The sequence below is a fragment of the Bacteroides intestinalis genome, assembly GCF_003464595.1.
GTDB lineage: Bacteria > Bacteroidota > Bacteroidia > Bacteroidales > Bacteroidaceae > Bacteroides > Bacteroides intestinalis_A.
The window spans coordinates 200110-223960 of sequence record NZ_QRZF01000009.1 but is presented as its reverse complement, the minus strand read 5'-3'; the positions used below and the strand labels follow the sequence as shown (position 1 = coordinate 223960).

The 23851-nt window shown below is 41.2% G+C and carries 23 protein-coding genes and 1 pseudogene; 20 read left to right on the top strand and 4 right to left on the bottom strand.

Features of this window, described 5'->3' with window-relative positions; genetic code table 11:
* From DWW10_RS14800 to DWW10_RS14735, 15 genes and pseudogenes are all read left to right on the top strand, one after another.
* Positions 1–130: pseudogene (locus tag DWW10_RS14800) on the top strand (UDP-N-acetylglucosamine 2-epimerase (non-hydrolyzing)); the annotation flags it as partial.
* A gap of 9 nt (positions 131–139) precedes the next feature.
* Positions 140–1342, top strand: a complete 1203-nt coding sequence (locus tag DWW10_RS14795) for a glycosyltransferase family 4 protein (protein WP_118487113.1) — start codon at positions 140–142, stop codon at positions 1340–1342.
* Between the two features lie 8 nt (positions 1343–1350).
* A complete protein-coding gene (locus DWW10_RS14790) occupies positions 1351–1959 on the top strand; it encodes a sugar transferase (RefSeq protein WP_118487111.1) in 609 nt (202 codons plus the stop codon).
* 11 nt (positions 1960–1970) lie between these two features.
* Positions 1971–2558, top strand: coding sequence for an acetyltransferase (locus DWW10_RS14785; protein WP_118487109.1), 588 nt, complete (start codon positions 1971–1973; stop codon positions 2556–2558).
* A gap of 23 nt (positions 2559–2581) precedes the next feature.
* A complete protein-coding gene (locus DWW10_RS14780; RefSeq protein ID WP_118487107.1) occupies positions 2582–3721 on the top strand; it encodes a DegT/DnrJ/EryC1/StrS family aminotransferase in 1140 nt (379 codons plus the stop codon).
* 172 nt (positions 3722–3893) lie between these two features.
* Entirely contained in the window at positions 3894–4403 is a 510-nt protein-coding gene (locus DWW10_RS14775; RefSeq protein WP_007663183.1) for an HU family DNA-binding protein, read from the top strand.
* A 104-nt stretch (positions 4404–4507) separates the two neighbouring features.
* Positions 4508–4603 (top strand): smalltalk protein, encoded by a 96-nt coding sequence (locus tag DWW10_RS26075; protein WP_021968105.1) that lies wholly within the window; start codon positions 4508–4510, stop codon positions 4601–4603.
* Positions 4604–4738: 135 nt separating this feature from the next.
* On the top strand, positions 4739–6298 hold the full coding sequence (dnaB, locus tag DWW10_RS14770; protein WP_022391386.1) for a replicative DNA helicase: 1560 nt from the start codon (positions 4739–4741) through the stop codon (positions 6296–6298).
* Positions 6299–6462: 164 nt separating this feature from the next.
* Entirely contained in the window at positions 6463–8925 is a 2463-nt protein-coding gene (gene pheT / locus DWW10_RS14765; RefSeq protein ID WP_118487105.1) for a phenylalanine--tRNA ligase subunit beta, read from the top strand.
* 38 nt (positions 8926–8963) lie between these two features.
* Positions 8964–9701 (top strand): YebC/PmpR family DNA-binding transcriptional regulator, encoded by a 738-nt coding sequence (locus tag DWW10_RS14760; protein WP_007213739.1) that lies wholly within the window; start codon positions 8964–8966, stop codon positions 9699–9701.
* Positions 9701–9946 (top strand): TIGR03905 family TSCPD domain-containing protein, encoded by a 246-nt coding sequence (locus tag DWW10_RS14755; protein WP_022391384.1) that lies wholly within the window; start codon positions 9701–9703, stop codon positions 9944–9946. The genes DWW10_RS14760 and DWW10_RS14755 overlap by 1 nt, the downstream gene beginning before the upstream one ends.
* Positions 9947–10077: 131 nt before the next feature.
* Positions 10078–11340 (top strand): Nramp family divalent metal transporter, encoded by a 1263-nt coding sequence (locus DWW10_RS14750; RefSeq protein ID WP_022391383.1) that lies wholly within the window; start codon positions 10078–10080, stop codon positions 11338–11340.
* 17 nt (positions 11341–11357) lie between these two features.
* Positions 11358–12122, top strand: coding sequence for an exodeoxyribonuclease III (locus tag DWW10_RS14745; protein WP_022391382.1), 765 nt, complete (start codon positions 11358–11360; stop codon positions 12120–12122).
* Between the two features lie 17 nt (positions 12123–12139).
* The gene (locus tag DWW10_RS14740; RefSeq protein ID WP_021968104.1) at positions 12140–12601 is read left to right on the top strand and encodes a C-GCAxxG-C-C family protein; all 462 of its coding nucleotides are present in this window, start codon (positions 12140–12142) and stop codon (positions 12599–12601) included.
* 188 nt (positions 12602–12789) lie between these two features.
* On the top strand, positions 12790–12990 hold the full coding sequence (locus DWW10_RS14735) for a winged helix-turn-helix domain-containing protein (protein WP_007213746.1): 201 nt from the start codon (positions 12790–12792) through the stop codon (positions 12988–12990).
* A 98-nt stretch (positions 12991–13088) separates the two neighbouring features.
* On the opposite strand, the gene pdxH is transcribed toward DWW10_RS14735, so the two are convergent.
* Both pdxH and DWW10_RS14725 read right to left on the bottom strand, forming a co-directional pair.
* A complete protein-coding gene (gene pdxH / locus DWW10_RS14730; RefSeq protein ID WP_022391381.1) occupies positions 13089–13733 on the bottom strand; it encodes a pyridoxamine 5'-phosphate oxidase in 645 nt (214 codons plus the stop codon).
* 47 nt (positions 13734–13780) lie between these two features.
* Complete coding sequence (locus DWW10_RS14725) at positions 13781–14716, bottom strand: fimbrillin family protein (protein ID WP_182021415.1); 936 nt, start codon at positions 14714–14716, stop codon at positions 13781–13783.
* A 162-nt stretch (positions 14717–14878) separates the two neighbouring features.
* Between DWW10_RS14725 and lepA the strand changes: the two genes are divergently transcribed.
* The 5 genes from lepA to DWW10_RS14700 all read left to right on the top strand — a co-directional run bounded on the left by lepA (position 14879) and on the right by DWW10_RS14700 (position 21749).
* Entirely contained in the window at positions 14879–16660 is a 1782-nt protein-coding gene (gene lepA / locus DWW10_RS14720; RefSeq protein WP_118421614.1) for a translation elongation factor 4, read from the top strand.
* 104 nt (positions 16661–16764) lie between these two features.
* Positions 16765–17940 carry a cation:proton antiporter family protein gene (locus tag DWW10_RS14715; protein ID WP_118421615.1) on the top strand — a complete coding sequence of 392 codons (1176 nt, stop codon included), beginning with the start codon at positions 16765–16767 and terminating at the stop codon, positions 17938–17940.
* Positions 17941–17993: 53 nt separating this feature from the next.
* Entirely contained in the window at positions 17994–19313 is a 1320-nt protein-coding gene (gene nhaA, locus DWW10_RS14710; protein ID WP_118487103.1) for a Na+/H+ antiporter NhaA, read from the top strand.
* A 343-nt stretch (positions 19314–19656) separates the two neighbouring features.
* Complete coding sequence (locus DWW10_RS14705) at positions 19657–20025, top strand: BlaI/MecI/CopY family transcriptional regulator (protein WP_118421617.1); 369 nt, start codon at positions 19657–19659, stop codon at positions 20023–20025.
* A gap of 32 nt (positions 20026–20057) precedes the next feature.
* Positions 20058–21749 (top strand): M56 family metallopeptidase, encoded by a 1692-nt coding sequence (locus DWW10_RS14700; RefSeq protein WP_118421618.1) that lies wholly within the window; start codon positions 20058–20060, stop codon positions 21747–21749.
* Between the two features lie 158 nt (positions 21750–21907).
* On the opposite strand, the gene xpt is transcribed toward DWW10_RS14700, so the two are convergent.
* Entirely contained in the window at positions 21908–22474 is a 567-nt protein-coding gene (gene xpt / locus DWW10_RS14695; RefSeq protein WP_118421619.1) for a xanthine phosphoribosyltransferase, read from the bottom strand.
* A gap of 25 nt (positions 22475–22499) precedes the next feature.
* Positions 22500–23849 carry a DNA recombination protein RmuC gene (locus tag DWW10_RS14690; RefSeq protein WP_118421620.1) on the bottom strand — a complete coding sequence of 450 codons (1350 nt, stop codon included), beginning with the start codon at positions 23847–23849 and terminating at the stop codon, positions 22500–22502.
* Positions 23850–23851: the final 2 nt, after the last annotated feature.

The following is a 23851-nucleotide window of genomic DNA, read 5'->3' as shown; positions in this document are numbered from 1 at the left end:
GATGAATCGTGCCGGAGCTTTGGGTATCCCTGTCGATGACTATACGGGTGAGAATGTTTCGGTTAAGGTTGTGAAACTGATTCAGAGCTACACCGGGGTAGTGGATAAGATGGTTTGGAGAAAATATTGATTTGGAAGGATGAATATTCTGTTTCTTACTTTGCATCCTCTTTCTGATATTTCCGAAAGAGGTATCTATACGGACCTGATGCGTGAATTCATTCGCCATGGTCATCAGATACATATTGTGGTTCCTGCTGAACGCCGTTTTCATCTACCCACAGGAATAAAGGAAAGTGACGGAGCTACGATCTTGAGTGTGAAAACTTTGAATATTCAGAAGACTAATCTTATAGAGAAAGGTCTTGGAACCTTGCTATTAGAATATCAGTATCAGCGTGCAATACGTAAATACTGGAAAAATATAAAGTTTGATCTGATACTGTATTCTACTCCTCCCATTACTTTCAACCGGGTGATTTCTTCTGTGAAGAGACGATGTGAAGCAAAAACGTATCTTTTGTTGAAGGACATATTCCCTCAGAATGCGGTTGACTTGGGAATGTTTTCAAAAGGCAGCTTTGTATATAAGCTGTTCCGCAAGAAGGAGGAGATACTTTATCAGCTCTCCGATCATATTGGCTGCATGTCTCCCGCGAATGTGGAATATGTATTGAGATATAATCCTTTGATAACAGCAGAAAGAGTGGAGATATGCCCCAACAGCATTGAATTGCATGGAAAGAAATCAGGATATAACAATAGCGTTTTGCTTCAAAAGCTGAATATTCCAACGGATAAATTATTACTTATTTATGGCGGTAATTTGGGACGTCCGCAAGGAGTTGATTTTCTGATGAATGTATTGGCTGCTAATGAGAAACGAACTGATACCTATTTTGTAGTGGTTGGTAACGGTACTGAATATGGGAAAATTTCTCAATGGTTTCGGAATAATACTCCTCATAATTCCTGTTTGATTCCGTCTCTTCCCAAGCAGGAATATGATGATTTGGTGAGTGCTTGTGACGTAGGCCTGATTTTCCTGGACAATCGTTTCACAATTCCCAATTATCCTTCCAGGTTACTATCTTATTTAGAAAACAGAATGCCCGTGCTGATGGCTACGGATATGAATACGGATATTGGTCCAATAGCCGAAAAGAATGGATATGGTTTATGGACGGAAAGTGGAAATCTGGAAACTTTTATGGAGATGGTTGAGTTTGTTGCCGAGGACAGAGAAAAGTTAAAGTTAATGGGTGAGAAAGGGTATGATTACCTGAAGGAGAATTATACCGTAGAGCGAACATACAGGATTATTATGAAACATTTCCAATAACCAAAATCATGTATGTACATTTTGTAAAACGTCTGATTGATTTTATCATAGTCTTTTGTGCATTAATGCTTATCTGGCCGATATTATTACTCATTTCTATCTGGCTGCATTTTGCTAATAAAGAAGCCGGTGTTTTTTTTACTCAGGAACGTCCGGGAAAGAGCGGTAAGATTTTCAAAGTCATCAAATTCAAAACAATGACTGACGAACGTGATGCAGATGGCAACTTGTTGCCGGATGAGAAGCGTTTGACAAAAATAGGAAAATTCATTCGTTCCACTTCTATTGATGAATTGCCACAGTTGATTAATGTATTGAAAGGCGATATGGCTTTGATAGGTCCCCGCCCTTTACTTCCCCAATACCTTCCTCTTTATTCCAAAGAACAGGCCCGTCGGCATGAAGTCCGGCCAGGCATTACAGGTTGGGCGCAGGTGAATGGACGTAATGCCATTTCCTGGACAAAGAAATTTGAACTGGATGTGTGGTACGTGGATCATTGTTCTTTCTTACTGGACTTGAAAATTATATTTCTTACAATAAAGAAAGTCTTTGTACGTGAAGGTATCAGTTCTGATACTTCTGTCACTATGGAGGCTTTTACCGGAAATAATTGAAAATTTAAATAATGTATTTATATGGTGCCAGTGGTCATGCGAAAGTGATCATTGATATATTGCGTGCGAATAATGAGGCAGTTGAAGCATTGTTTGATGATAATGAAGCGGTTCATAGTCTTCTTAATTATCCCGTTTTACGTTCGTCGGAAGTCCGCGGACCGTTGATAATCAGTATTGGTAATAATGGTATTCGCAGGAAGATAGCTGAAAGTCTGCATGTTACCTTTGGTAATGCTTTTCATCCTTCAGCCATTATATCAGAAGAAACTGCAATAAAAGAAGGTACGGTCGTGATGCAGGGAGCCATCATACAATCCGGTGTCTGCATTGGCAGGCATTGCATAATCAATACTGGTGCTTCTGTGGATCACGAATGTCTGATAGGTGATTATGTACATATCTCTCCTCATTGTACCCTTTGTGGCAATGTACAGATAGGGGAGGGTAGTTGGATTGGTGCAGGTACTACCATTATTCCGGGTATAAAAGTAGGGAAATGGAGTGTGATCGGTGCCGGCTCTGTCGTCACAAAAGATATTCCGGACAATGTTCTGGCTGTAGGGAATAGATGTAAAATCATAAAGAACTTATTATAGTTTTCTTTTAATCATATAATTTCATGGACAAGAGAATTTATCTTTGCCTCGCTCATATGAGCGGCAAGGAGCAAGACTTCATACGCGAAGCTTTCGATACAAACTGGGTAGTTCCTTTGGGACCCAATGTCAATGCTTTCGAAGACGACCTGAAACATTTTGTGGGTCAGAATAAGGAAGTAGTCGCATTGTCGGCAGGTACGGCAGCCATCCATTTAGGTTTAATTCAGCTTGGCGTCAGTGCAGGTGATGAGGTAATTTGCCAGTCATTCACTTTCTGTGCTTCAGCTAATCCGGTGGCTTATCAGGGGGCTACGCCTGTATTTATCGATAGTGAAGAAGATACTTGGAATATGGACCCTGCTTTACTGGAAGAAGCTATCAAAGACCGAATTGCGAAAACAGGTAAAAAGCCCAAAGCTATTCTTCCTGTACATCTTTATGGTATGCCTGCCAGGATAGATGAGATTTGTGCTATTGCTGCGAAATATGATATTCCAGTGTTGGAAGATGCTGCCGAGGCTTTAGGATCCGAGTTCAAGGGACAGAAGTGTGGTACGTTCGGTACTTTTGGTGTGTTGTCTTTCAATGGAAATAAGATGATCACTACTTCGGGTGGTGGTGCGTTAATCGTTCCTGATGAAGCGGCAAAGAAACAGACTATGTTTTATGCTACTCAGGCTCGTGAGCCTTTCCCTCATTACCAGCATGAAAAGATTGGTTACAATTATCGCATGAGTAATATTTGTGCGGGGATCGGTCGTGGTCAGATGACTGTGCTGGAAGATCATATTGCCCATCACCGCCATGTACATGATCTTTATGCAAAGGCTTTTGAAGGTGTGGAAGGTATTACACTGAAATCTAATCCTGATGATCGCTTCAATGCTAACTATTGGTTATCTACGATTCTGATTGATCCGGAGAAGACTGGTACTAACTATGACGAAGTTCGTGTGCAACTTGATGCCAAAGGTATTGAGACCCGTCCTTTGTGGAAACCTATGCATCTTCAGCCTGTCTATGTGAATAATCCTTGTTATGTGAATGGTGTTTCAGAACGTCTATTTAATATGGGGTTATGTATTCCTGCCGGACCTTGGGTGACGGATGAAGATGTGGCATACATCGTGGAGCAAATAAAAGCGTGTTTGAAAAAGTAATTCATAACGCTTAGGTATAATATTCATTTATAACTACTTACAACTTTTCTCAGAAAAACGACTCTCTTCACTCATTTTCCTGCTTTTATTAGAGATTTAATCCTCACCTTTGCATCAACGTTGATCAACAAAGTGAATTAAAAACAGAATTTAAATCTCTAAATGAAAAAGTATGAGTGTAATTTTTAGAACGGTAGAGAGGCCGTCTGACCCTCGGGTTGAGAATTCTCCCAAAAAGTTTTTCCCTCAGTTAATAACTTTAGGACAGAGCGTGGACTTGGCATTTATAGCCCAGAAGATGCAGGATCGTTCTTCGCTTTCTATCGGTGATATCCGGAGTACTATGCAGAACTTCGTGGAGAAGCTGAAAGAGCAGTTGCTGGAAGGTAAAACTGTAAATATTGCCGGATTGGGCGTATTTATGCTGGCTGCAAAATCTAAGGGAGAAGATAAGACTGAAGATGTGACCGCCAAGAGTGTGGAGAGTGTTCGCATTTGCTTCCAGGCCAACAGGGAACTGAAGATAACCAAGACTGCTACCCGTGCCGGTGAAAAACTGGATTTGGTCAGCCTGGATGATTATCTGAAAAATTTAGCTAATGTTCCATCAGGAGGTGGTTCAGATGGTGGCTCAGGAGGTAATTCGGGTGATGGGGGAATAGAAGACGATCCTCTGGGGTAATTTCCAAAGTCAGCAACTTTGGAAATTAAAGAATTAAGGATTAAAAATTAAAGACTGCGCAGTCTGTTGATCGCTGAATATTAATCATTAAAAAAGCTTCTCTTATGAAAAAAACGAGTTGGAATGTGATATTGAAAGTCATTATTGCCGTAGCCAGTGCCATTGCAGGTGTGATTGGCGGTCAGGCAATGACCATTTAAGAATAAGTTTGATATAAACGTAAAGAGCTGTTTTCGAATTTCGGGAATGGCTCTTTTTTTGTTTGGTAGAATAGGGATGATTTTGATTAATAAGCGTTATCTTTGCCATCCCTTTATAATTCATAGTATTTAAAAATGGCAGAACAAAAAAGAACTCCCCGAAGTAACTCCAAGGCAAAAGTGCAGCCTGTAACTGACTACGGACGTATACAGCCGCAGGCGCCGGAATTGGAAGAAGCTGTGTTGGGAGCATTGATGATTGAGAAAGACGCTTATTCATTGGTAAGTGAAATTCTTCGCCCGGAGTCTTTTTATGAACACCGGCACCAGTTGATTTATTCCGCTATCACCGATCTGGCTGTGAATCAGAAGCCGGTGGATATCCTCACGGTAAAAGAACAGCTTGCTAAACGTGGTGATCTGGAAGAGGTGGGCGGACCGTTCTACATTACCCAGTTAAGTAGTAAGGTTGCCTCTTCGGCACATATTGAATATCATGCACGTATCATCGCGCAGAAAGCATTGGCACGCGAACTGATTACGTTTACCAGCAATGTTCAGAGCAAGGCTTTTGATGAGACTCTGGACGTGGACGACTTAATGCAGGAAGCTGAGGGAAGGCTCTTTGAGATTTCTCAGCAGAACATGAAGAAGGACTATACACAGATTAATCCGGTTATTGCTGAAGCATACCAGTTAATTCAGATTGCAGCTGCCCGTACCGATGGTTTGAGTGGTTTGGAGAGTGGTTTTACCAAACTTGATAAGATGACTTCCGGTTGGCAGAGATCTGACCTTATTATTATCGCTGCCCGTCCGGCAATGGGTAAGACGGCGTTCGTGCTTTCTATGGCAAAGAATATTGCGGTGAATTATCGCAATCCGGTAGCTGTGTTTTCGCTTGAAATGAGTAACGTACAGTTGGTGAATCGTTTGATATCCAATGCGTGCGAAATTCCAAGTGAGAAAATCAAGAGTGGACAGTTGGCGGATTATGAATGGCAGCAATTGGATTATAAATTGCGTGACCTTCTGGATGCGCCGTTGTATGTGGATGATACTCCTTCTTTGTCTGTATTTGAGCTTCGTACAAAAGCCCGTCGTCTGGTGCGTGAGCATGGAGTGAGGATTATTATTATCGACTACCTGCAGCTGATGAATGCAAGTGGTATGTCGTTTGGTAGTCGTCAGGAAGAGGTAAGTACCATTTCGCGTTCGTTGAAAGGTTTGGCGAAGGAGTTGAATATTCCTATTATAGCCTTGTCGCAGTTGAATCGTGGTGTGGAGAGTCGTGAAGGTGAAGAAGGTAAACGTCCGCAATTGAGTGACTTGCGTGAATCGGGAGCCATTGAGCAGGATGCCGATATGGTATGTTTCATTCATCGTCCTGAATATTATAAAATCTATACATCGCAAGATGGTACTGATTTGCGTGGTATGGCAGAAATTATTATTGCTAAGCATCGTAATGGTGCGGTAGGTGATGTTCGTTTGCGCTTTATCGGTCAGTACACCCGTTTTCAGAATCCGGAGGATGATATGGTGATTCCGCATCCGGCAGAAGGAGGCGGAGCTACTTATGGCTCCAAAATAAATGCGGTAGGTGATGGCAGTATACCGCCTCCGGCTGAGTTCGCTCCTCAAACAGATAATCCGTTTGGTGGGGTGGGGTCGGATGGACCGTTGCCATTCTAGGTTATCGGTAAATTAATATAAGAATTTTAATATTACAGCCGGAATTACTGTTTATCATGTAGTTTCGGTTGTTTTCATTAATTTCTTATCGGATAATTCCCTGTCATCCAAAAAAACTTTGTAATTTTGCGGGTCACTTTTGGAAACAATAAAAAATTAATGATATGAATATCTCTTATAATTGGTTGAAAGAGTATGTCGATTTCGATTTGACACCGGAAGAAGTTGCGGCTGCATTGACTTCTATAGGTCTGGAAACAGGTAGTGTAGAAGAAGTGCAAACCATTAAAGGCGGACTGGAAGGTCTCGTGATAGGTGAAGTGTTGACATGCGTTCCTCATCCGAATTCAGACCACATGCATGTGACTACTGTGAATCTGGGACAGGGAGAACCTGTACAGATAGTATGCGGTGCGCCGAATGTGGCTGCCGGTCAGAAAGTGGTAGTTGCTACTTTGGGTGCAAAACTCTATGACGGGGATGAATGTTTTACGATTAAAAAGTCAAAACTCCGTGGTGTTGAGTCCAACGGTATGATTTGTGCTGAAGATGAAATAGGTATTGGTACGGATCATGCAGGTATCATCGTTCTGCCCGCTGATGCAGTTCCGGGGACTCTTGCCAAAGATTATTATAACATAAAGAGCGACTATGTGCTGGAAGTGGATATCACTCCGAATCGTGCTGATGCTTGTTCGCATTATGGTGTAGCTCGTGACTTGTATGCTTATCTGGTGCAAAATAACAAACCGACTTCTCTGAAGAGGCCGTCTGTAGATACTTTCTCCGTTGAAAATAATGATTTGGATATCAAAGTTACAGTTGAAAACAGTGAGGCTTGCCCTCGCTATGCCGGTGTAACAGTGAAAGGCGTAACGGTTAAAGAAAGTCCGGAATGGTTGCAGAATAAACTACGTATCATCGGACTGCGTCCTATCAATAATGTAGTAGATATCACAAATTACATTGTTCATGCATTCGGTCAACCGTTGCACTGCTTTGATGCGGATAAAATTAAAGGTGGTGAAGTTGTAGTGAAGACGATGCCTGAAGGTACTCCGTTTGTTACATTGGATGGCGTGGAACGTAAATTATCCGATCGCGACCTGATGATTTGTGACAAGGAAAAACCGATGTGTATTGCCGGTGTATTCGGTGGTTTGGATTCCGGTTCTACGGAAACTACCAAAGATGTCTTTCTGGAGAGTGCTTATTTCCATCCGACATGGGTCCGTAAAACGGCTCGTCGTCATGGGCTGAATACAGATGCTTCTTTCCGCTTTGAAAGAGGTATTGATCCTAATGGCACTATTTATTGCCTGAAACTGGCTGCCATGATGGTGAAAGAACTGGCCGGCGGTACTATTTCCTCTGAAGTTAAAGATGTTTGTATTGCTCCTGCTCAGGATTTCATTGTAGAATTATCTTATGAGAAGGTATATTCATTGGTAGGCAAGGTGATTCCGGTGGAGACAATCAAGAGCATTGTTACCAGTCTGGAAATGAAAATAACCAATGAGACTGCAGAAGGATTGACTCTGGCTGTACCTCCTTATCGTGTAGACGTACAACGTGATTGTGATGTTATTGAAGATATCCTCCGTATTTATGGATATAATAATGTAGAGATACCATCTACGCTGAAATCCAGCTTGACAACGAAAGGCGAACATGATAAATCTAACAAGTTACAGAATTTGGTAGCTGAACAGTTGGTAGGTTGTGGTTTCAATGAAATTTTGAATAATTCTCTGACACGCGCCGGTTATTATGATGATATGGAAACTTATCCTTCTAAGAATCTGGTAATGTTACTGAACCCGTTGAGTACAGATCTGAATGCAATGCGTCAGACTTTGTTGTTCGGTGGTCTGGAAAGTATCTCTCATAACGCCAACCGTAAGAATGCCGACTTGAAATTCTTCGAATTCGGAAATTGCTATTATTTCGATGCGGAAAAGAAGAATCCCGAAAAGTCGTTAGCTGCTTATACAGAGAATTATCATCTCGGATTGTGGGTAACGGGTAAGAAAGTATCCAACTCTTGGGCGCATGCTGATGAAGAAAGTTCTGTATATGAATTGAAAGCTTACGTAGAAAATATTTTCCTCCGTTTAGGGCTGAATATGAGAAATTTGGTAGTAGGTAATCTGGTGGACGATATTTATGCTACTGCCTTGTCTGTACAGACTAAAGGTGGAAAGCGCCTTGCTACATTCGGTATCGTAACGAAGAAGATTCTCAAAGCTTTCGATATTGATAATGAAGTATATTACGCTGATCTGAACTGGAAAGAGTTGATGAAAGCTATCCGTTCTGTAAAGATCAGTTATACGGAAATCTCCAAATTCCCGGCTGTGAAACGTGACCTTGCTTTGTTGATCGATAAGAAGGTGCAGTTTGCGGAGATAGAAAAGATTGCTTATGAAACTGAGAAGAAGTTGCTGAAAGAAGTATCTCTTTTCGATGTTTATGAAGGCAAGAATCTTGAAGCCGGCAAAAAATCGTATGCTGTCAGCTTCCTGTTGCAGGATGAAACGCAGACGCTGAACGATAAGATGATCGATAAGATAATGTCGAAACTCGTGAAGAATCTGGAAGATAAACTGGATGCAAAGCTGCGCTAATTAATAATTAAATAATTAATAATTAAAACATAAAACCAATGGGAAGAGCGTTTGAATATAGAAAAGCTGCCAAATTGAAAAGATGGGGTCACATGGCAAAGACCTTTACAAGACTGGGTAAACAAATTGCTATTGCTGTAAAGGCTGGTGGCCCGGAACCGGAAAATAATCCGACTTTGCGTTCTGTTATCGCTACTTGTAAGCGCGAGAATATGCCGAAGGATAACATTGACCGTGCTATCAAGAACGCAATGGGTAAGGACCAGAGTGACTACAAAGGAATGACTTATGAAGGATACGGTCCTCATGGTATTGCTGTATTTGTAGATACATTGACTGACAACACTACCCGTACAGTTGCTGATGTGCGTTCAGTGTTCAACAAGTTTGGTGGAAACTTGGGTACTATGGGGTCATTGGCTTTCCTGTTCGACCATAAATGTATGTTTACTTTCAAGAAGAAAGACGGCATAGATATGGAAGAACTCATCCTTGACTTGATTGACTACGATGTAGATGATGAGTTTGAAGAGGATGAAGAAGAAGGTACAATCACTATCTATGGTGATCCGAAGAGCTATGCTGCCATCCAGAAACATTTGGAGGAATGTGGCTTTGAGGATGTCGGTGGTGAATTTACTTATATCCCGAACGATACGAAGGAGGTAACTCCCGAGCAACGTGAGACTCTTGACAAGATGATAGAGCGTCTTGAGGAATTTGATGATGTGCAAACGGTTTATACCAACATGAAACCGGAGGGAAGTGAAGAGTAATGAAGTATACTTATAAGACTCAAGGTACATGTAGTTCTCACATTGAATTGGAAATAGAAGATAATATAATAACAGATATCGCGTTTTGGGGAGGTTGTAACGGTAATTTACAAGGTCTTTCCCGTTTGGTAAAGGGAATGCCGGTAAATGATGTGATTTCCCGTCTGGAAGGGATTCGTTGCGGAAGACGTTCGACTTCTTGTCCGGATCAGTTATGTAGGGCACTGCATGAAATGGGATTCTAACTAAATCCCTGTACTTTAAAAAATATAGGTTGGCCCTCGGTATTGTACAATGCCGGGGGCTTCTTTTTTGAACAGAAAGTGTGGCTTGCTTGTTATTATTTCGTAATTTTACGCCATAAAAAGAACGAACAATGAAAAATATTCTGAAAGACTTGAAACGTAGGGACCACAAGCGGTATTTGGGTGGTCTGGACGTTTTTAAATATATTGGTCCCGGACTCCTTGTTACAGTAGGTTTTATTGATCCCGGAAACTGGGCTTCTAATTTTGCGGCGGGTTCCGAATTTGGATATTCCCTGCTTTGGGTGGTAACTTTATCTACGATCATGTTGATTGTATTGCAACATAATGTGGCTCACTTGGGAATTGTTACAGGTTTATGCTTGTCGGAAGCTGCTACGAAATATACTCCTAAATGGGTTTCCCGTCCTATTCTGGGTACTGCGGTGCTGGCATCTATATCGACTTCCCTTGCCGAGATACTGGGAGGAGCAATTGCCCTGGAAATGCTTTTTGATATTCCCATTATATGGGGAGCCATATTGACAACCGTTTTTGTCGTCATCATGCTTTTTACGAACTCATATAAGAAGATAGAACGTTCCATCATCGCGTTTGTTTCAGTTATTGGGTTATCCTTTATTTATGAGTTGTTCCTGGTGAAGATTGACTGGCCATTGGCTGTAGAAGGATGGGTGACACCTGCTTTTCCGGAAGGAAGTATGCTGATTATTATGAGTGTGCTGGGAGCAGTGGTAATGCCACATAATTTATTCCTGCATTCGGAAGTAATACAGAGCCATGAGTATAATAAGCAAGATGACAGTTCTATTCGTAAGGTCTTGAAGTATGAGCTGTTTGATACGCTTTTCTCCATGATTGTGGGATGGGCTATCAATAGTGCCATGATATTGCTGGCTGCTGCTACTTTCTTTAAAAGTGGTATTCAGGTTGAAGAACTGCAACAGGCAAAGTCTTTGTTGGAACCTTTACTTGGAAGCAGCGCTGCAGTCGTGTTTGCCTTGGCTTTGTTGATGGCAGGTATTTCATCTACCATTACAAGTGGTATGGCGGCAGGTTCTATTTTTGCCGGTATCTTTGGAGAATCCTATCATATCAAGGATAGCCACTCCCAGGTGGGCGTAATCCTTTCATTGGGCATTGCGTTGTTGCTGATATTCTTCATCGGTGATCCTTTCAAAGGATTGTTGATTTCGCAAATGGTGCTTAGTATTCAGTTGCCATTTACTGTTTTCCTGCAAGTGGGACTGACGTCTTCGCGTAAAGTAATGGGGCAGTATGTTAATAGTAAGTGGAGTAGTTTTGTACTCTATGCTATTGCGGGAATCGTTACCGTATTGAATATTATGTTGCTGATATCTGAACTAGTATAAACCAAATAAACAATCATATGAAGATTATTACATATAATGTGAATGGGCTGCGTGCAGCTGTTGGCAAGGGTTTGCCGGAATGGCTGGAACAGGAACAAGCTGATGTAGTATGCATTCAGGAAACCAAATTGCAACCGGATCAATATCCGGAAGAAGCACTGAGTGCATTGGGATACAAGCATTATCTTTATTCTGCACAGAAGAAAGGCTATAGTGGAGTTGCCATTTTGACCAAGCAGGAACCGGACCATGTGGAATATGGTATGGGCATGGAAGAATATGACAATGAAGGCCGCTTTATCCGTGCCGATTTTGGCGATATATCTGTTGTGAGTGTTTATCATCCTTCGGGAACGAGTGGTGACGAACGCCAGGCATTCAAGATGGTGTGGTTGGAGAAGTTCCAGGAATATGTGACGGAATTACGAAAATCGCGTCCGAAACTGATTCTTTGTGGTGACTATAACATTTGTCATGAACCGATAGATATCCATGATCCTATTCGGAATGCCACAAATAGTGGTTTCTTGCCTGAAGAGCGGGAATGGATGACGCGTTTTCTGAATGCCGGCTTTATTGATACTTTCCGCTTGCTGCATCCCGAACAACAGGAATATACGTGGTGGAGTTACCGCTTTAATTCCCGTGCAAAGAATAAAGGATGGCGTATTGACTATTGTATGGTGACTGAGCCGGTTCGCCCGTTGCTGAGAGATGCGCGTATATTGAATGATGCTGTACATTCTGATCATTGCCCCATGCTGTTGGATATAGAAGGATAAGAGGAAGGGGAGGAACGATGTTTGAAGAAAGGATAGAAAAAGCAGTAGATTTTTTTAAAAGTGGTTATAATTGTTCTCAGTCTGTAGTACTTGCTTTTGCTGATATGTATGGGTTTACACAGGAACAGGCAGCGCGTATGGCAGCTTCTTTTGGTGGAGGTATTGGCCGTATGCGTCAGACTTGTGGAGCTGCATGCGGTATGTTTTTACTTGCAGGGCTGGAGACTGGTGCAACTGATCCCAAGGATCGTGAAGGAAAAGGTGCTAATTATGCCGTAGTTCAGGAGTTGGCTGCTGAGTTTAAGAAACGGAACGGTTCTACAATTTGTGCTGAACTATTAGGGCTGAAGAAACCGGAAGGAGTGTCTACCCCCGAAGAACGTACCGAACAATATTATGCTAAACGTCCGTGTGCCAGGATGGTAGAAGAAGCTGCCCGTATCTGGGCGGAATATCTTGAAAACAGACCGTCTGTTTGATATAAACAGGTCATATTTTTGGTCTGACCTGCTGAAAAAATGCTCTTTTTATGACATATAACATAAAAAAACAGAGAATAATGTGTTATATAACATAAATATAACTATCTTTGCCGCTGAAATAAAATCTGAACCTCATCAATGAGAGAAGTTGGATTAAAGCATGTATAACTAAAAACAAGAAGAAAATGTTAAAAGAAAAAGCTGGTGAAACTGCAGGAAAAATTTGGAGTGCTCTGAATGAGACTGAAGGTTTAACTGCTAAACAAATCAAGAAGGCAACTAAGTTGGTAGACAAAGATTTGTTCTTGGGTCTTGGCTGGTTGTTGAGAGAAGACAAAATCTCTACTCAGGAAGTAGAAGGTGAACTGTTTGTCAAGTTGGTTTAAGAGAGAGATTGACATTTATCTTATAAAAAGAAGCGTTGATACATTTATATGTTATCAACGCTTCTTTTTATATACTATATTTCATCAGTGAAGGATGTTTAAGGAGCTAGTCTTTCCTGTATCCAGTTGCCATCTTTCTGAAGTATATATTGGATGCGGTCGTGCAGACGGTTTTCCCGCCCTTGCCAAAATTCGAAGCGGGTAGGGGTTACAGCAAAACCACCCCAATTATCGGGACGTTTAATATCGCGGCCTGCCAGTTTGAAGACTTCTTTTACGAAGGCTCGCATAATCTCCATACGGCTGCTTATCACCCGGCTTTGTGGAGATATTCTTGCACCTATCTTGCTTTTATATGGCCTGGTGGCAAAGTAAGTATCCGAAACTTTGTCGGGGCATTTTTCGGCTTTGCCTTCAATGTGTACCTGTCTTTCCAATTTGTGCCATACAAAAGAAAGGGAAATATATGGGTTGCCAGCTAATTGTTTTCCCTTTCGGCTTTCGTAATTAGTAAAGAATATAAATTGGTTGTTTTCTACCCCTTTCAACAAAACGGTGCGCGTGGAGGGGTGTCCTTCAGCTGAAACTGTTGCTATTATCATAGCGGTGGGTTCATCTTCTTTGTGAATGATAGCGTCATCCAGCCATTCCACGAATTGCTCAAATGGATTGTCATGGATAGTGCATTGTGTCAGCTTGCCTTTGCTGTATTCTCTTCTGATTTCGGATATTGGAGTTTCCATATTTTCTACTTTGTTGTTGTATTCTGGTGATGTAAGAGTTACTTCAATTATTTCTGTGTCGGATAAAGTGGGTTACCGGATTCGTCTATTTCGGTCCAGTCTTTTATGCTGACATTGGGGAACGAGACGGAATTCCCGTCTATAATGGCGCTAAAGACATAAGAAAATCCTCCTGCCAATTTACCTGGAATGGGGATACCTACAGTGTAGGTACGTGGAGTTGTTTCTCCGTCTGCCAAGACCTTTAATGTCAAGGACATAGGGGTGGTGGCTTTTGTCGGTAAAACAATGGCTTGAGTGAGAAATCCATTTTTACCCATAGTGAGAGGAGTGGTATCGTAGGTATAGGTTGATTCTATAATTCCAGTTTGCAAATCGAGACTGGCACCCGGGGTAGGCGGGAGTATACTTGCTGAAATCAGACTGTCCAATTGCAATCCATCGCCGGCAGACAAATCGACTACGACTTGAGTAGCTACATGCTGGAATACGATGGGCATGTGAATTTGTGAAGTCATAATGTCTTGGCCCAGATTTTCCCACCACAGATAATCGATACCATTTTTTAGAGGAGCTGATGTTCCGTCTATTAGAGTTGGTGGATAAGTAGATGAGTTCTCTGAAAATGCATACATATTATAAGAGCCGTTACTCAAATACATCTTGTATCCTTTCACTCCCGTTAATGTACCTGTGGACACTGTTGAATATAAACCTTCTGCAAATGGGTCATCGAGATTCCTGTCTGTTGTTTCAAAAGCATATATCTGGCTTATTAATCCTTTGGGCATGGGAGACATGGATCTGGTTATAGTACGACTTTCGACTGAAGCGGAGAATGTGATGAGAGCATTCTCATTTTGTGAGGGTTGTCCGTTGTCCGAACCATTGCTTCCGGGAGATGATTCATAAATGATTATTTCATTTTTGGAACATCCGGCAAGTAATAATAAGGAGAATGCTAGAATAACAAATTTTTTCATTTCAGTTATGTGGTTTAGGTTATTGTCCATACATAACAGTAGAATGATGGAATAGTTTTAGGATATATAGACATTTACAACTTCGGATATTGAATAAATCACTTTCAAAACCTCATCTTTTTCATTATCTTTGCGCCCGCATTTAATAGATAATTATAGAAGATGAAGAATATACGTAACTTTTGCATTATTGCCCACATTGATCATGGTAAGTCTACTTTAGCTGACCGTCTGCTTGAATTTACCAATACTATACAGGTGACCGGAGGACAGATGCTGGACGATATGGATCTGGAAAAGGAGAGGGGTATCACCATTAAGAGCCATGCTATTCAGATGGAGTATATGTACAAAGGTGAAAAGTATATTCTGAATCTGATTGATACTCCGGGACACGTAGACTTTTCGTATGAAGTTTCCCGTTCTATTGCTGCTTGTGAAGGTGCATTGCTGATTGTAGATGCCTCGCAAGGTGTACAGGCACAAACAATCTCTAATCTTTATATGGCAATCGAGCATGATCTGGAAATTATTCCGGTCATCAATAAGTGTGATATGGCGAGCGCCATGCCTGAAGAGGTAGAGGATGAAATCGTAGAGTTGCTTGGCTGCAAGCGTAGTGAGATTATACGTGCTTCCGGTAAGACGGGTATGGGGGTAGAAGAAATTTTGGCTGCGGTTATCGAGCGTATTCCTCACCCCGAAGGTGATGAAGAAGCACCGTTGCAGGCTTTGATTTTTGACTCTGTATTCAATTCTTTCCGTGGTATTATCGCTTACTTCAAGATTGTAAACGGTGTGATCCGTAAGGGAGATAAGGTGAAATTCTTCAATACCGGTAAAGAATATGATGCTGATGAGATCGGTGTGCTCAAGATGGAAATGGTGGCACGTCAGGAACTGCGTACAGGTGACGTGGGATACATTATTTCCGGTATTAAAACCTCTAAAGAGGTAAAAGTGGGAGATACGATTACTCACATTGCCCGTCCGTGCAAAGAAGCCATTGCAGGTTTTGAGGAAGTGAAGCCGATGGTTTTTGCCGGTGTATATCCTATTGAAGCGGAAGACTTTGAGGATTTGCGCTCTTCTTTGGAGAAACTGCAATTGAATGATGCATCCCTGACCTTCCAGCCTGAATCCTCATTGGCGCTGGGCTTTGGATTCCGTTGTGGTTTCCTTGGATTATTGCATATGGAAATTGTACAGGAGCGACTTGACCGTGAATTTGACATGAACGTGATAACTACTGTACCGAACGTTTCTTATAATATCTACGATAAACAAGGTCATATGACAGAGGTGCATAACCCTGGAAGCATGCCCGATCCTACTTTGATAGATCGTATTGAAGAGCCTTATATTCGTGCTTCTGTTATTACAACTACAGATTATATCGGCCCTATCATGACATTGTGTCTGGGCAAACGCGGTGAACTGGTAAAACAGGAATATATTTCCGGTAATCGTGTGGAAATCTATTATGATATGCCTTTGGGAGAAATTGTTATTGACTTTTATGATAAACTAAAAAGTATCTCGAAAGGATATGCCTCTTTTGATTATCATGCCAGCGGTTTCCGCCCATCCAAGCTAATAAAACTGGATATCTTGCTGAACGGCGAACCGGTAGATGCTCTTTCGACACTGACACATTTCGACAATGCGTATGATTTGGGACACCGCATGTGCGAGAAACTGAAAGACCTGATTCCGAGACAGCAATTTGACATTGCTATCCAGGCAGCTATTGGAGCTAAAATCATTTCTCGTGAGACGATTAAAGCGGTGCGCAAAGATGTGACGGCAAAGTGTTACGGTGGTGACGTCAGTCGTAAAAGAAAGTTGCTGGAGAAGCAGAAAAAAGGAAAGAAGCGTATGAAGCAGATTGGTAATGTTGAAGTGCCGCAGAAAGCGTTCCTTGCGGTGTTGAAATTAGATTAATATAAAAAAGCATAAAAGCTGATTCATATTAGTCCGGGGATTGTTCTCTTTCTGTAGGACTGTCTTGACAATCCCTTTGTTTTGAAATTTCTAACTAATAATAAATGAGAAAAGTTCTATTGTTTTCGGCCTTCCTGGTGGTAGGTCTCTTTATAGCGCAGTATCTGCCTGCATGGTCAGGAAGTGATTATGGTACGGTGAAAACTGTATCTAATGTGTTGTTGTATATTTGTCTGGGCTTCATTATGATTAATGTGGGACGTGAATTCGAGGTGGACAAGTCCCGATGGCAAACATACGCAAAAGATTATTTTGTCGCAATGGCTACAGCAGCCATGCCTTGGTTTCTGATTGCTATTTATTATATTTTCGTTTTACTTCCACCGGAATACTGGAATAGTTGGGAGGCTTGGAAAGAAAACTTGTTACTGAGTCGTTTTGCAGCTCCTACTTCTGCAGGTATATTGTTCACTATGTTGGCTGCTATTGGACTGAAGTCCAGCTGGATCTACAAGAAGATTCAGGTGCTGGCCATATTTGATGATTTGGATACCATCCTTTTAATGATTCCTTTGCAAATAATGATGATCGGACCGCGCTGGCAGTTGCTGGTTATTATCCTTATTGTCTTTCTATTGCTTTCCTTCGGTTGGAAGAAACTGAGTAAATACAATATGCGACAGGATTGGAAAGCCATTCTATTTTATTCCGTTCTGGTATTTGCCGCCACTCAATCGCTTTATCTTATTACCAAGAACTTATATGGCGAAGATGCCAGCATTCATATTGAGGTATTGCTTCCGGCATTCGTTCTGGGTATGGTCATGAAGCATAAAGATATTGATACGGCCTGGGAACGTAAAGCTTCGACAGGTATTTCATTTATCTTTATGTTCCTGGTAGGTATGAGTATGCCTCCGCTTCAGGGAATCAGCCTTCCCGGCGATATAGGGCTGGCCTCTATAACAGGTTCACAGGAAATGATGCCTTGGGCACTAATTATTGTACATGTGGTTATTGTATCGTTACTTTCCAATGTCGGTAAGTTATTTCCGGTATTCTTCTATCGTGATCGTAAGTTGAGTGAACGTCTGGCACTTTCCATTGCTATGTTTACTCGTGGTGAAGTAGGGGCAGGAGTTATTTTTATTGCATTGGGTTACAATCTGGGTGGTCCTGCATTAGTAATTTCTGTACTTACTATTGTGTTAAATTTAATATTAACAGGTATATTTGTACTCTGGGTTAAAAAATTAGCGTTAATGAGCTATCAGGAATAGCTCATTAACAGCGCCGGACATCCTTTTGGAAATCTAATACTTAAATCGAACATATGATTATTCTACGTACTGTGAAAAACTTTTCGGCACTGAATGTAGTGGCGAGTATTTTATTATTCCTGACGGCTATTCTGGCAGCTATTGTTGCCAATTCTTCATTAGCTCCTGTGTATCAGAGTTTCCTGTCGCAGGAGTTGCATTTGCGTATAGGCGATTTTAATCTGCTTTCGCATGGCGGTCATAATCTTACGATGATCGAGTTTATCAATGATTGTTTGATGACGATCTTCTTTCTGGCTGTAGGATTAGAGATAAAACGTGAACTATTGGTTGGCGAATTGTCTTCTTTCCGAAAAGCAATTCTACCATTTATTGCAGCATGCGGGGGAATGATACTTCCGGTTATGGTTTATTTTCTTTTAGTAACCCCCGGTACTCCTGAAACGCAGGGTATGGCTATTCCTATGGCTACTGACATTGCTTTTTCATTGGGAGTGCTTAGTTTACTTGGTAAACGCGTACCATTAAGCCTGAAGATTTTCCTGACTGCTTTTGCTGTAGTAGATGATATTGGTGGTATTTTGGTGATTGCCATTTTTTATAGTTCCGAAGTTGCTTACGGTTATTTGATTATAGCCGCCATACTTTATGCATTCTTATATTATATGGGAAAGTTTGGTATGACGCAGAAGATATTCTTTCTTTTCTTCGGTATTATTATTTGGTATTTATTCTTGCAATCTGGTATTCATAGTACAATATCCGGTGTAATACTAGCATTTGTTATACCTGCCCGCCCGCGTTTGGATGCAGGTAAATATATACGGCGCATCCGGGCTATCGTCAGTTCTTTTCCGATGGTACAGTCTGATAATATCGTATTGACAAATGAACAGATTGCTACATTGAAGCAGGTGGAGCGAGCTTCGGATCGTGTGATAAGCCCTTTACAATCTTTGGAGGATAATCTGCATGGAGTTGTGAATTTTATTATTCTCCCTTTATTTGCTTTTGCTAATGCGGGAGTGGTTCTTGGCGGTGGTGGAGAAGTTATAGGAAATGTAGGGCTTGCTGTCGGATTAGGTCTTCTTTTGGGTAAATTCCTGGGAATTTATCTTTTCACTTGGTTGACTATCAAAAGCGGACTTGCCCGTATGCCCGAAGGTATGAACTGGAAGAATATTGCAGGAGTATCGCTGCTGGGTGGCATTGGATTTACAGTATCATTATTCATTGCTAATCTTTCTTTCTCCGGTGATTATCCGGAATTGCTGAATCAAGCTAAATTTGGTGTACTATGTGGGACAATTATTGCCGGAATACTGGGATATGTAGTATTGAATCAGGTATTACCGAAGAAAAAGAAAGCATAAATAAGGGCACGAAACTTATCTCTTCGTATTGCAAAAGAAGTTTCATTGTTTGAAACCATTAGTTCCGAGCGATGAAACTTTTCGTTCCAAATCATGAAACACTTTGTTTCTTACAATGAACTTACATTCATGGCTGAATGTATTTGATTCCTTTTCAAAAGCAAGCAATCCTTGCCCTTATATCTTCCTTCCTTTTTCTATATATAATAATGTATCTTGATTATCTACTAATAATATTCGTTAAACTACTGCTTATGTTAGTTGAATAACTGTATATAGTAGTTGTTTGTCCAAAACTAATTTCTATCTTTGCATCGTTCACCCAAGTAAACTTGAAAAGATTATGAAACGATTAACTGCTAAAGAAGAAGAGATCATGCAAATGTTCTGGAAGCATGGTCCGATGTTTGTTCGTGAATTGCTGGCCTTTTATGAAGAGCCTAAACCACATTATAATACCGTATCTACCTTGGTGAGAGGGCTAGAGGAAAAAGGATTTGTGAAATATAGGGCTTATGGTAATACGTATCAGTATTATGCGGCTATTTCCGATAAGGAATATAAACGCTCTGCACTGAACGATGTGGTGGTTCAATACTATAATAACTCCTATACCAATGTCGTGTCTACATTTATTGAAGAAGAAGGCATGTCTGTAGATGAGTTGAAGGCATTGATTGCAGAAATAGAAAGTAAAAAGTCTAACAGATAGAAATAGTATTATACCCAGTAAATAAAAATATCATGGGAACTATCTTGTTTTATATATTTGAGTCTACCTTATGCCTGACAATTCTGTATTTTCTGTTCAGATTGTTTTTCAGGAAAGATACGCTGTTTCGTACGAACCGTTTTTTACTGTTGATGGGAACAGTGGTATGTACACTACTCCCATTATTGCAAATAGATGTTCCTCAGTATACCACTTTGCAGTTGCCGATAACTACTGTAAGGCATTTGTTGACTGAAAAAGAAGTGAATATTGAAAGAGAAAGGGGCGTTGGTGAAAAACATTTGTCCGGAGAAGAAAACCTTTTTATGGCAGGGAAAGGAGATGATACAGAAGAAAATCATGCAAATGTGATTCAGGCTATCCCTGTGATTCTACTGTTAGGCGGTTGCTATTTTATTGGAGCTTTGGTTGTACTTACCTTTCTTTTGTTTTCTACTATCCGTATGCGCCGTCTCATTCATAGTTACCCCGCCTGTAATTATGGGAAATATAAATTGATTATCTGTCCTGAGAAGATCGTTTCTTTCAGTTGGGGGAATACGATTGTTCTGTCACAAGAAGATTATGAACGGAATCCCGGAGAAATATTGTTACATGAACAAATGCACCTGCAACATAGGCATACATGGGATTTACTTTGGATGGAATGTATCATGATACTCCATTGGTTCAATCCTGCCGCATGGCTCCTGATGCGTGAACTTCGTGAAGTACATGAGTACGAAGCCGATAATGGCGTTATTAATAATGGCATCGATGCAACAGAATATCAACTCTTGTTAGTGAAAAAATCCGTAGGTACAAGGCTCTACTCTATGGCTTGCGGATTCAATCACAGCAAACTTAAAAATCGTATCACTATGATGTTAAAAAGAAGAACAAACAATTGGGCACGTTTGAAGCTATTGCTTTTTGTGCCCGTAGCCGCCGGAACGCTTTATGCTTTTGCACGGCCGGAAGTTAAGAAAACAGTGGAACAGGTGATAAACAACCCTGTGAGTGTGAAACAAGATTCAGTCCAAGAGGGTGAACTGCAACAATTGGAAGCTTTCTTCACGCGTAAAGCAAACGACGCTATGGGTGGAAAGAAGGAGTACAGGCCTGAGAAGCCGATGCGGACTTGCAACTTTTTTGTGAACATGAATAATAAGATGATGCTGGATCAGGAATTGATTAAGGAATATGATGTAGAAACATTGTCAATTCGACTTACCAATTTATTGAGAAATTCATACCAGAAAGCTGTAAAGCAAGATGAAGACCAATTGTTTGTGCTACTTGTAAAGTACGACCGTGGCTCATCATCTACTGCTATCACTTCTTATTTACGAACCATAAAAGAGGCTTATTTGCAGGTTCGTGGAGAGATTTCCGGAGAATTGGGCGGAGTTTCCGAAGCTCGTTTAGATAGTTTGCTTCCTATATTCGTATCTTTTGGAGAACCTAAAATTTACAGTTCGAAATATAAGACGGTCTCAGATCAGATTTTACCTATAGAAATATCTGTGTATCCGCAAGGAGGTGGTAAAAGTTTGGTTATTACAAACCCTTCTTTTCAAGAGTTGGAATTGATGTTGAAAGATTATAAAGCGAATACTAATTATGAAAGTATAGCAGTTAGTCTTAAGCTTAATAAAGATGTTTCTATGGGGATAGTAAAGGATGTGAAAGAAGTGATCCGGAAGAACTTGTATAATAAGTAATATACTACTTGATAATGGAATTATAGTGTCTGGTCCGTGTCCGGTCCGTACCAAGTCCGTACTTGCTCCGTATAAAGTCCCTTTTATTCGGACCAGATACGGAGCAGGTATGGACTTGACACGGACTTGATACGTTTTTGATATTGAAAGAGAGTACCTTATCTGATCTTAATTTCACAATTATCCAGACTTTCAATAATCGCCAGGGATTCAACATGTATACCTTGCTCACGCAGTTCATCTCCTCCATGTTGAAAAGCCTTTTCTATAATGAAGCCCATACCTACCAGTTCGGCACCGGCCTGTTTCACAAGTTCCATAATGCCTTTGGCTGCATTTCCATTAGCCAAGAAATCGTCTATAAAGAGTACCCGGTCGCCCGGACGAAGAAAATCTTCACTGACACATACATCATACGAGCGTTGTTTGGTGAAAGAATAAACAGAGGTCACCAACATATTTTCCATGGTACTGGGCCTTTTCTTTTTGGCGAAAACTACGGGTAGTTCCAATAGATAACCTACCATGATGGCAGGAGCAATGCCACTGGCCTCTACTGTGATAATTTTGTTGATTGGGGTAGAGGCAAAGCGTCTGACAAACTCCACACCGATAGATTTCATCAAAATAGGGTCCATTTGGTGATTGATGAAATTGTCTACTTTCAGTATGCCTCCCGGGTAGCATTTCCCATCCTTCAGGATACGGTCTTTCAGTATTTTCATGTTTTATATATCTTATTTTGAATGTCTATTTCATTGGTTCGGTTTCCTCTTCTTCTGATTCTTCTTCCTGAGGCAGCAGCCTTGCTGATATCCGTTTTTTAGGAGTAAGACTCATGTTACGCAGAAGTTCAGCTTGCCTTACCACACTACCGTTGCCATCAGAGAGCTGGTTGTACGCCTTGTCATAATCTCTCTGCATTCCGTTCAGACTGTCGCCGATACGCAGGAAAGTATCTGTAAATCCGGCAATCTTTTCGTAAAGCAACGTTCCTCGTTTGATAATATCCTGCACATTTTTTACTTGATTCTCCCGTTTCCAGAGGTCGAGAGAGAGGCGGAGTGCACTGATCAGGTTGGTCGGGCTCATTAATACCACCTTCTTTTTATAAGCATACTCCCATAAATTAGTATCCGCTTTAATGGCTGTCAGATAGGCTGCTTCAGTAGGGATAAACATCATTACAAAGTCCGGCGCTTTAGCGTCATAATGTGAATAATCCTTCTGACTGAGTTCATCGACGTGAGCCCGCACCGATTGCAGATGTGCCTTTAGCCAGCGTGTTTCTTCATCTTTATTTTCGGCCGAATTATAAGCAGCATAGGCAGTTAGAGACACTTTAGAGTCAATAATCATTTCCCGGTCGTCCGGATACCTAACGATAATATCCGGCTGCATTTTCTGACCACTTTCTTCATTGGTCAGCATTTCACCTTGCTCGTTTTTTAGGAATTCCTGACGGAAGTAGTGTTCACCTTCTATCAACCCGGAGGCCTGCAACAGGCGTTCCAGTATCATTTCCCCCCAGTTACCCTGTATCTTGGAGTCGCCTTTCAAGGCACGGGTCAGGTTGTTGGCATCTTCACTGATACGATTGTTTAATTCCACCAGATCCTTGATGCGTTCTTCCAAAGAAAAACGTTGTTTAGACTCTTTGTCATACACTTGTTCCACCTTTTCCCGGAAGTCTTTCAGGTTTTCTCCCAAGGGACGGAGCAAATTGCTGAGATGTTCTGAATTTAGCTTAGTAAAATCCTCTGCCTTACTCTTGAAAATCCGATTGGAGAGATTTTCGAACTCTGTGCTCATACGTTTGTGTAAGGCTTCCGCTTCTTCTACTTGCAATTTTAGGCGCTCTTCCCATTGTTTCTGTTGTTCTGCCAATCTCAGGTTGAAAGATTTTTCCTGCTCTGCCAGCCGTTCGGCTGTTATGGCTTTTTCACGTGCAATCCGTTCTTCTACCGTACGATTCAGTAACTCCTCGCGTTCGCGGGTGGCTTGCAGTTGTGCGGATAGGGCAGCACTTTTTCGACCGGCTATTAAGTAACCTATGCCGGCACCTACGATGAGTCCGATAATCAGGAAAACAATATCCATGC

Bases quoted from the DNA above. Each gene is read 5' to 3' on its own strand.
- DWW10_RS14795 (WP_118487113.1), top strand. From the start codon at position 140: ATGAATATTCTGTTTCTTACTTTGCATCCTCTTTCTGATATTTCCGAA.
- DWW10_RS14790 (WP_118487111.1), top strand. From the start codon at position 1,351: ATGTATGTACATTTTGTAAAACGTCTGATTGATTTTATCATAGTCTTT.
- DWW10_RS14785 (WP_118487109.1), top strand. From the start codon at position 1,971: ATGTATTTATATGGTGCCAGTGGTCATGCGAAAGTGATCATTGATATA.
- DWW10_RS14780 (WP_118487107.1), top strand. From the start codon at position 2,582: ATGGACAAGAGAATTTATCTTTGCCTCGCTCATATGAGCGGCAAGGAG.
- DWW10_RS14775 (WP_007663183.1), top strand. From the start codon at position 3,894: ATGAGTGTAATTTTTAGAACGGTAGAGAGGCCGTCTGACCCTCGGGTT.
- DWW10_RS26075 (WP_021968105.1), top strand. From the start codon at position 4,508: ATGAAAAAAACGAGTTGGAATGTGATATTGAAAGTCATTATTGCCGTA.
- dnaB (WP_022391386.1), top strand. From the start codon at position 4,739: ATGGCAGAACAAAAAAGAACTCCCCGAAGTAACTCCAAGGCAAAAGTG.
- pheT (WP_118487105.1), top strand. From the start codon at position 6,463: ATGAATATCTCTTATAATTGGTTGAAAGAGTATGTCGATTTCGATTTG.
- DWW10_RS14760 (WP_007213739.1), top strand. From the start codon at position 8,964: ATGGGAAGAGCGTTTGAATATAGAAAAGCTGCCAAATTGAAAAGATGG.
- DWW10_RS14755 (WP_022391384.1), top strand. From the start codon at position 9,701: ATGAAGTATACTTATAAGACTCAAGGTACATGTAGTTCTCACATTGAA.
- DWW10_RS14750 (WP_022391383.1), top strand. From the start codon at position 10,078: ATGAAAAATATTCTGAAAGACTTGAAACGTAGGGACCACAAGCGGTAT.
- DWW10_RS14745 (WP_022391382.1), top strand. From the start codon at position 11,358: ATGAAGATTATTACATATAATGTGAATGGGCTGCGTGCAGCTGTTGGC.
- DWW10_RS14740 (WP_021968104.1), top strand. From the start codon at position 12,140: ATGTTTGAAGAAAGGATAGAAAAAGCAGTAGATTTTTTTAAAAGTGGT.
- DWW10_RS14735 (WP_007213746.1), top strand. From the start codon at position 12,790: ATGTTAAAAGAAAAAGCTGGTGAAACTGCAGGAAAAATTTGGAGTGCT.
- pdxH (WP_022391381.1), bottom strand. From the start codon at position 13,733: ATGGAAACTCCAATATCCGAAATCAGAAGAGAATACAGCAAAGGCAAG.
- DWW10_RS14725 (WP_182021415.1), bottom strand. From the start codon at position 14,716: ATGAAAAAATTTGTTATTCTAGCATTCTCCTTATTATTACTTGCCGGA.
- lepA (WP_118421614.1), top strand. From the start codon at position 14,879: ATGAAGAATATACGTAACTTTTGCATTATTGCCCACATTGATCATGGT.
- DWW10_RS14715 (WP_118421615.1), top strand. From the start codon at position 16,765: ATGAGAAAAGTTCTATTGTTTTCGGCCTTCCTGGTGGTAGGTCTCTTT.
- nhaA (WP_118487103.1), top strand. From the start codon at position 17,994: ATGATTATTCTACGTACTGTGAAAAACTTTTCGGCACTGAATGTAGTG.
- DWW10_RS14705 (WP_118421617.1), top strand. From the start codon at position 19,657: ATGAAACGATTAACTGCTAAAGAAGAAGAGATCATGCAAATGTTCTGG.
- DWW10_RS14700 (WP_118421618.1), top strand. From the start codon at position 20,058: ATGGGAACTATCTTGTTTTATATATTTGAGTCTACCTTATGCCTGACA.
- xpt (WP_118421619.1), bottom strand. From the start codon at position 22,474: ATGAAAATACTGAAAGACCGTATCCTGAAGGATGGGAAATGCTACCCG.
- DWW10_RS14690 (WP_118421620.1), bottom strand. From the start codon at position 23,849: ATGGATATTGTTTTCCTGATTATCGGACTCATCGTAGGTGCCGGCATA.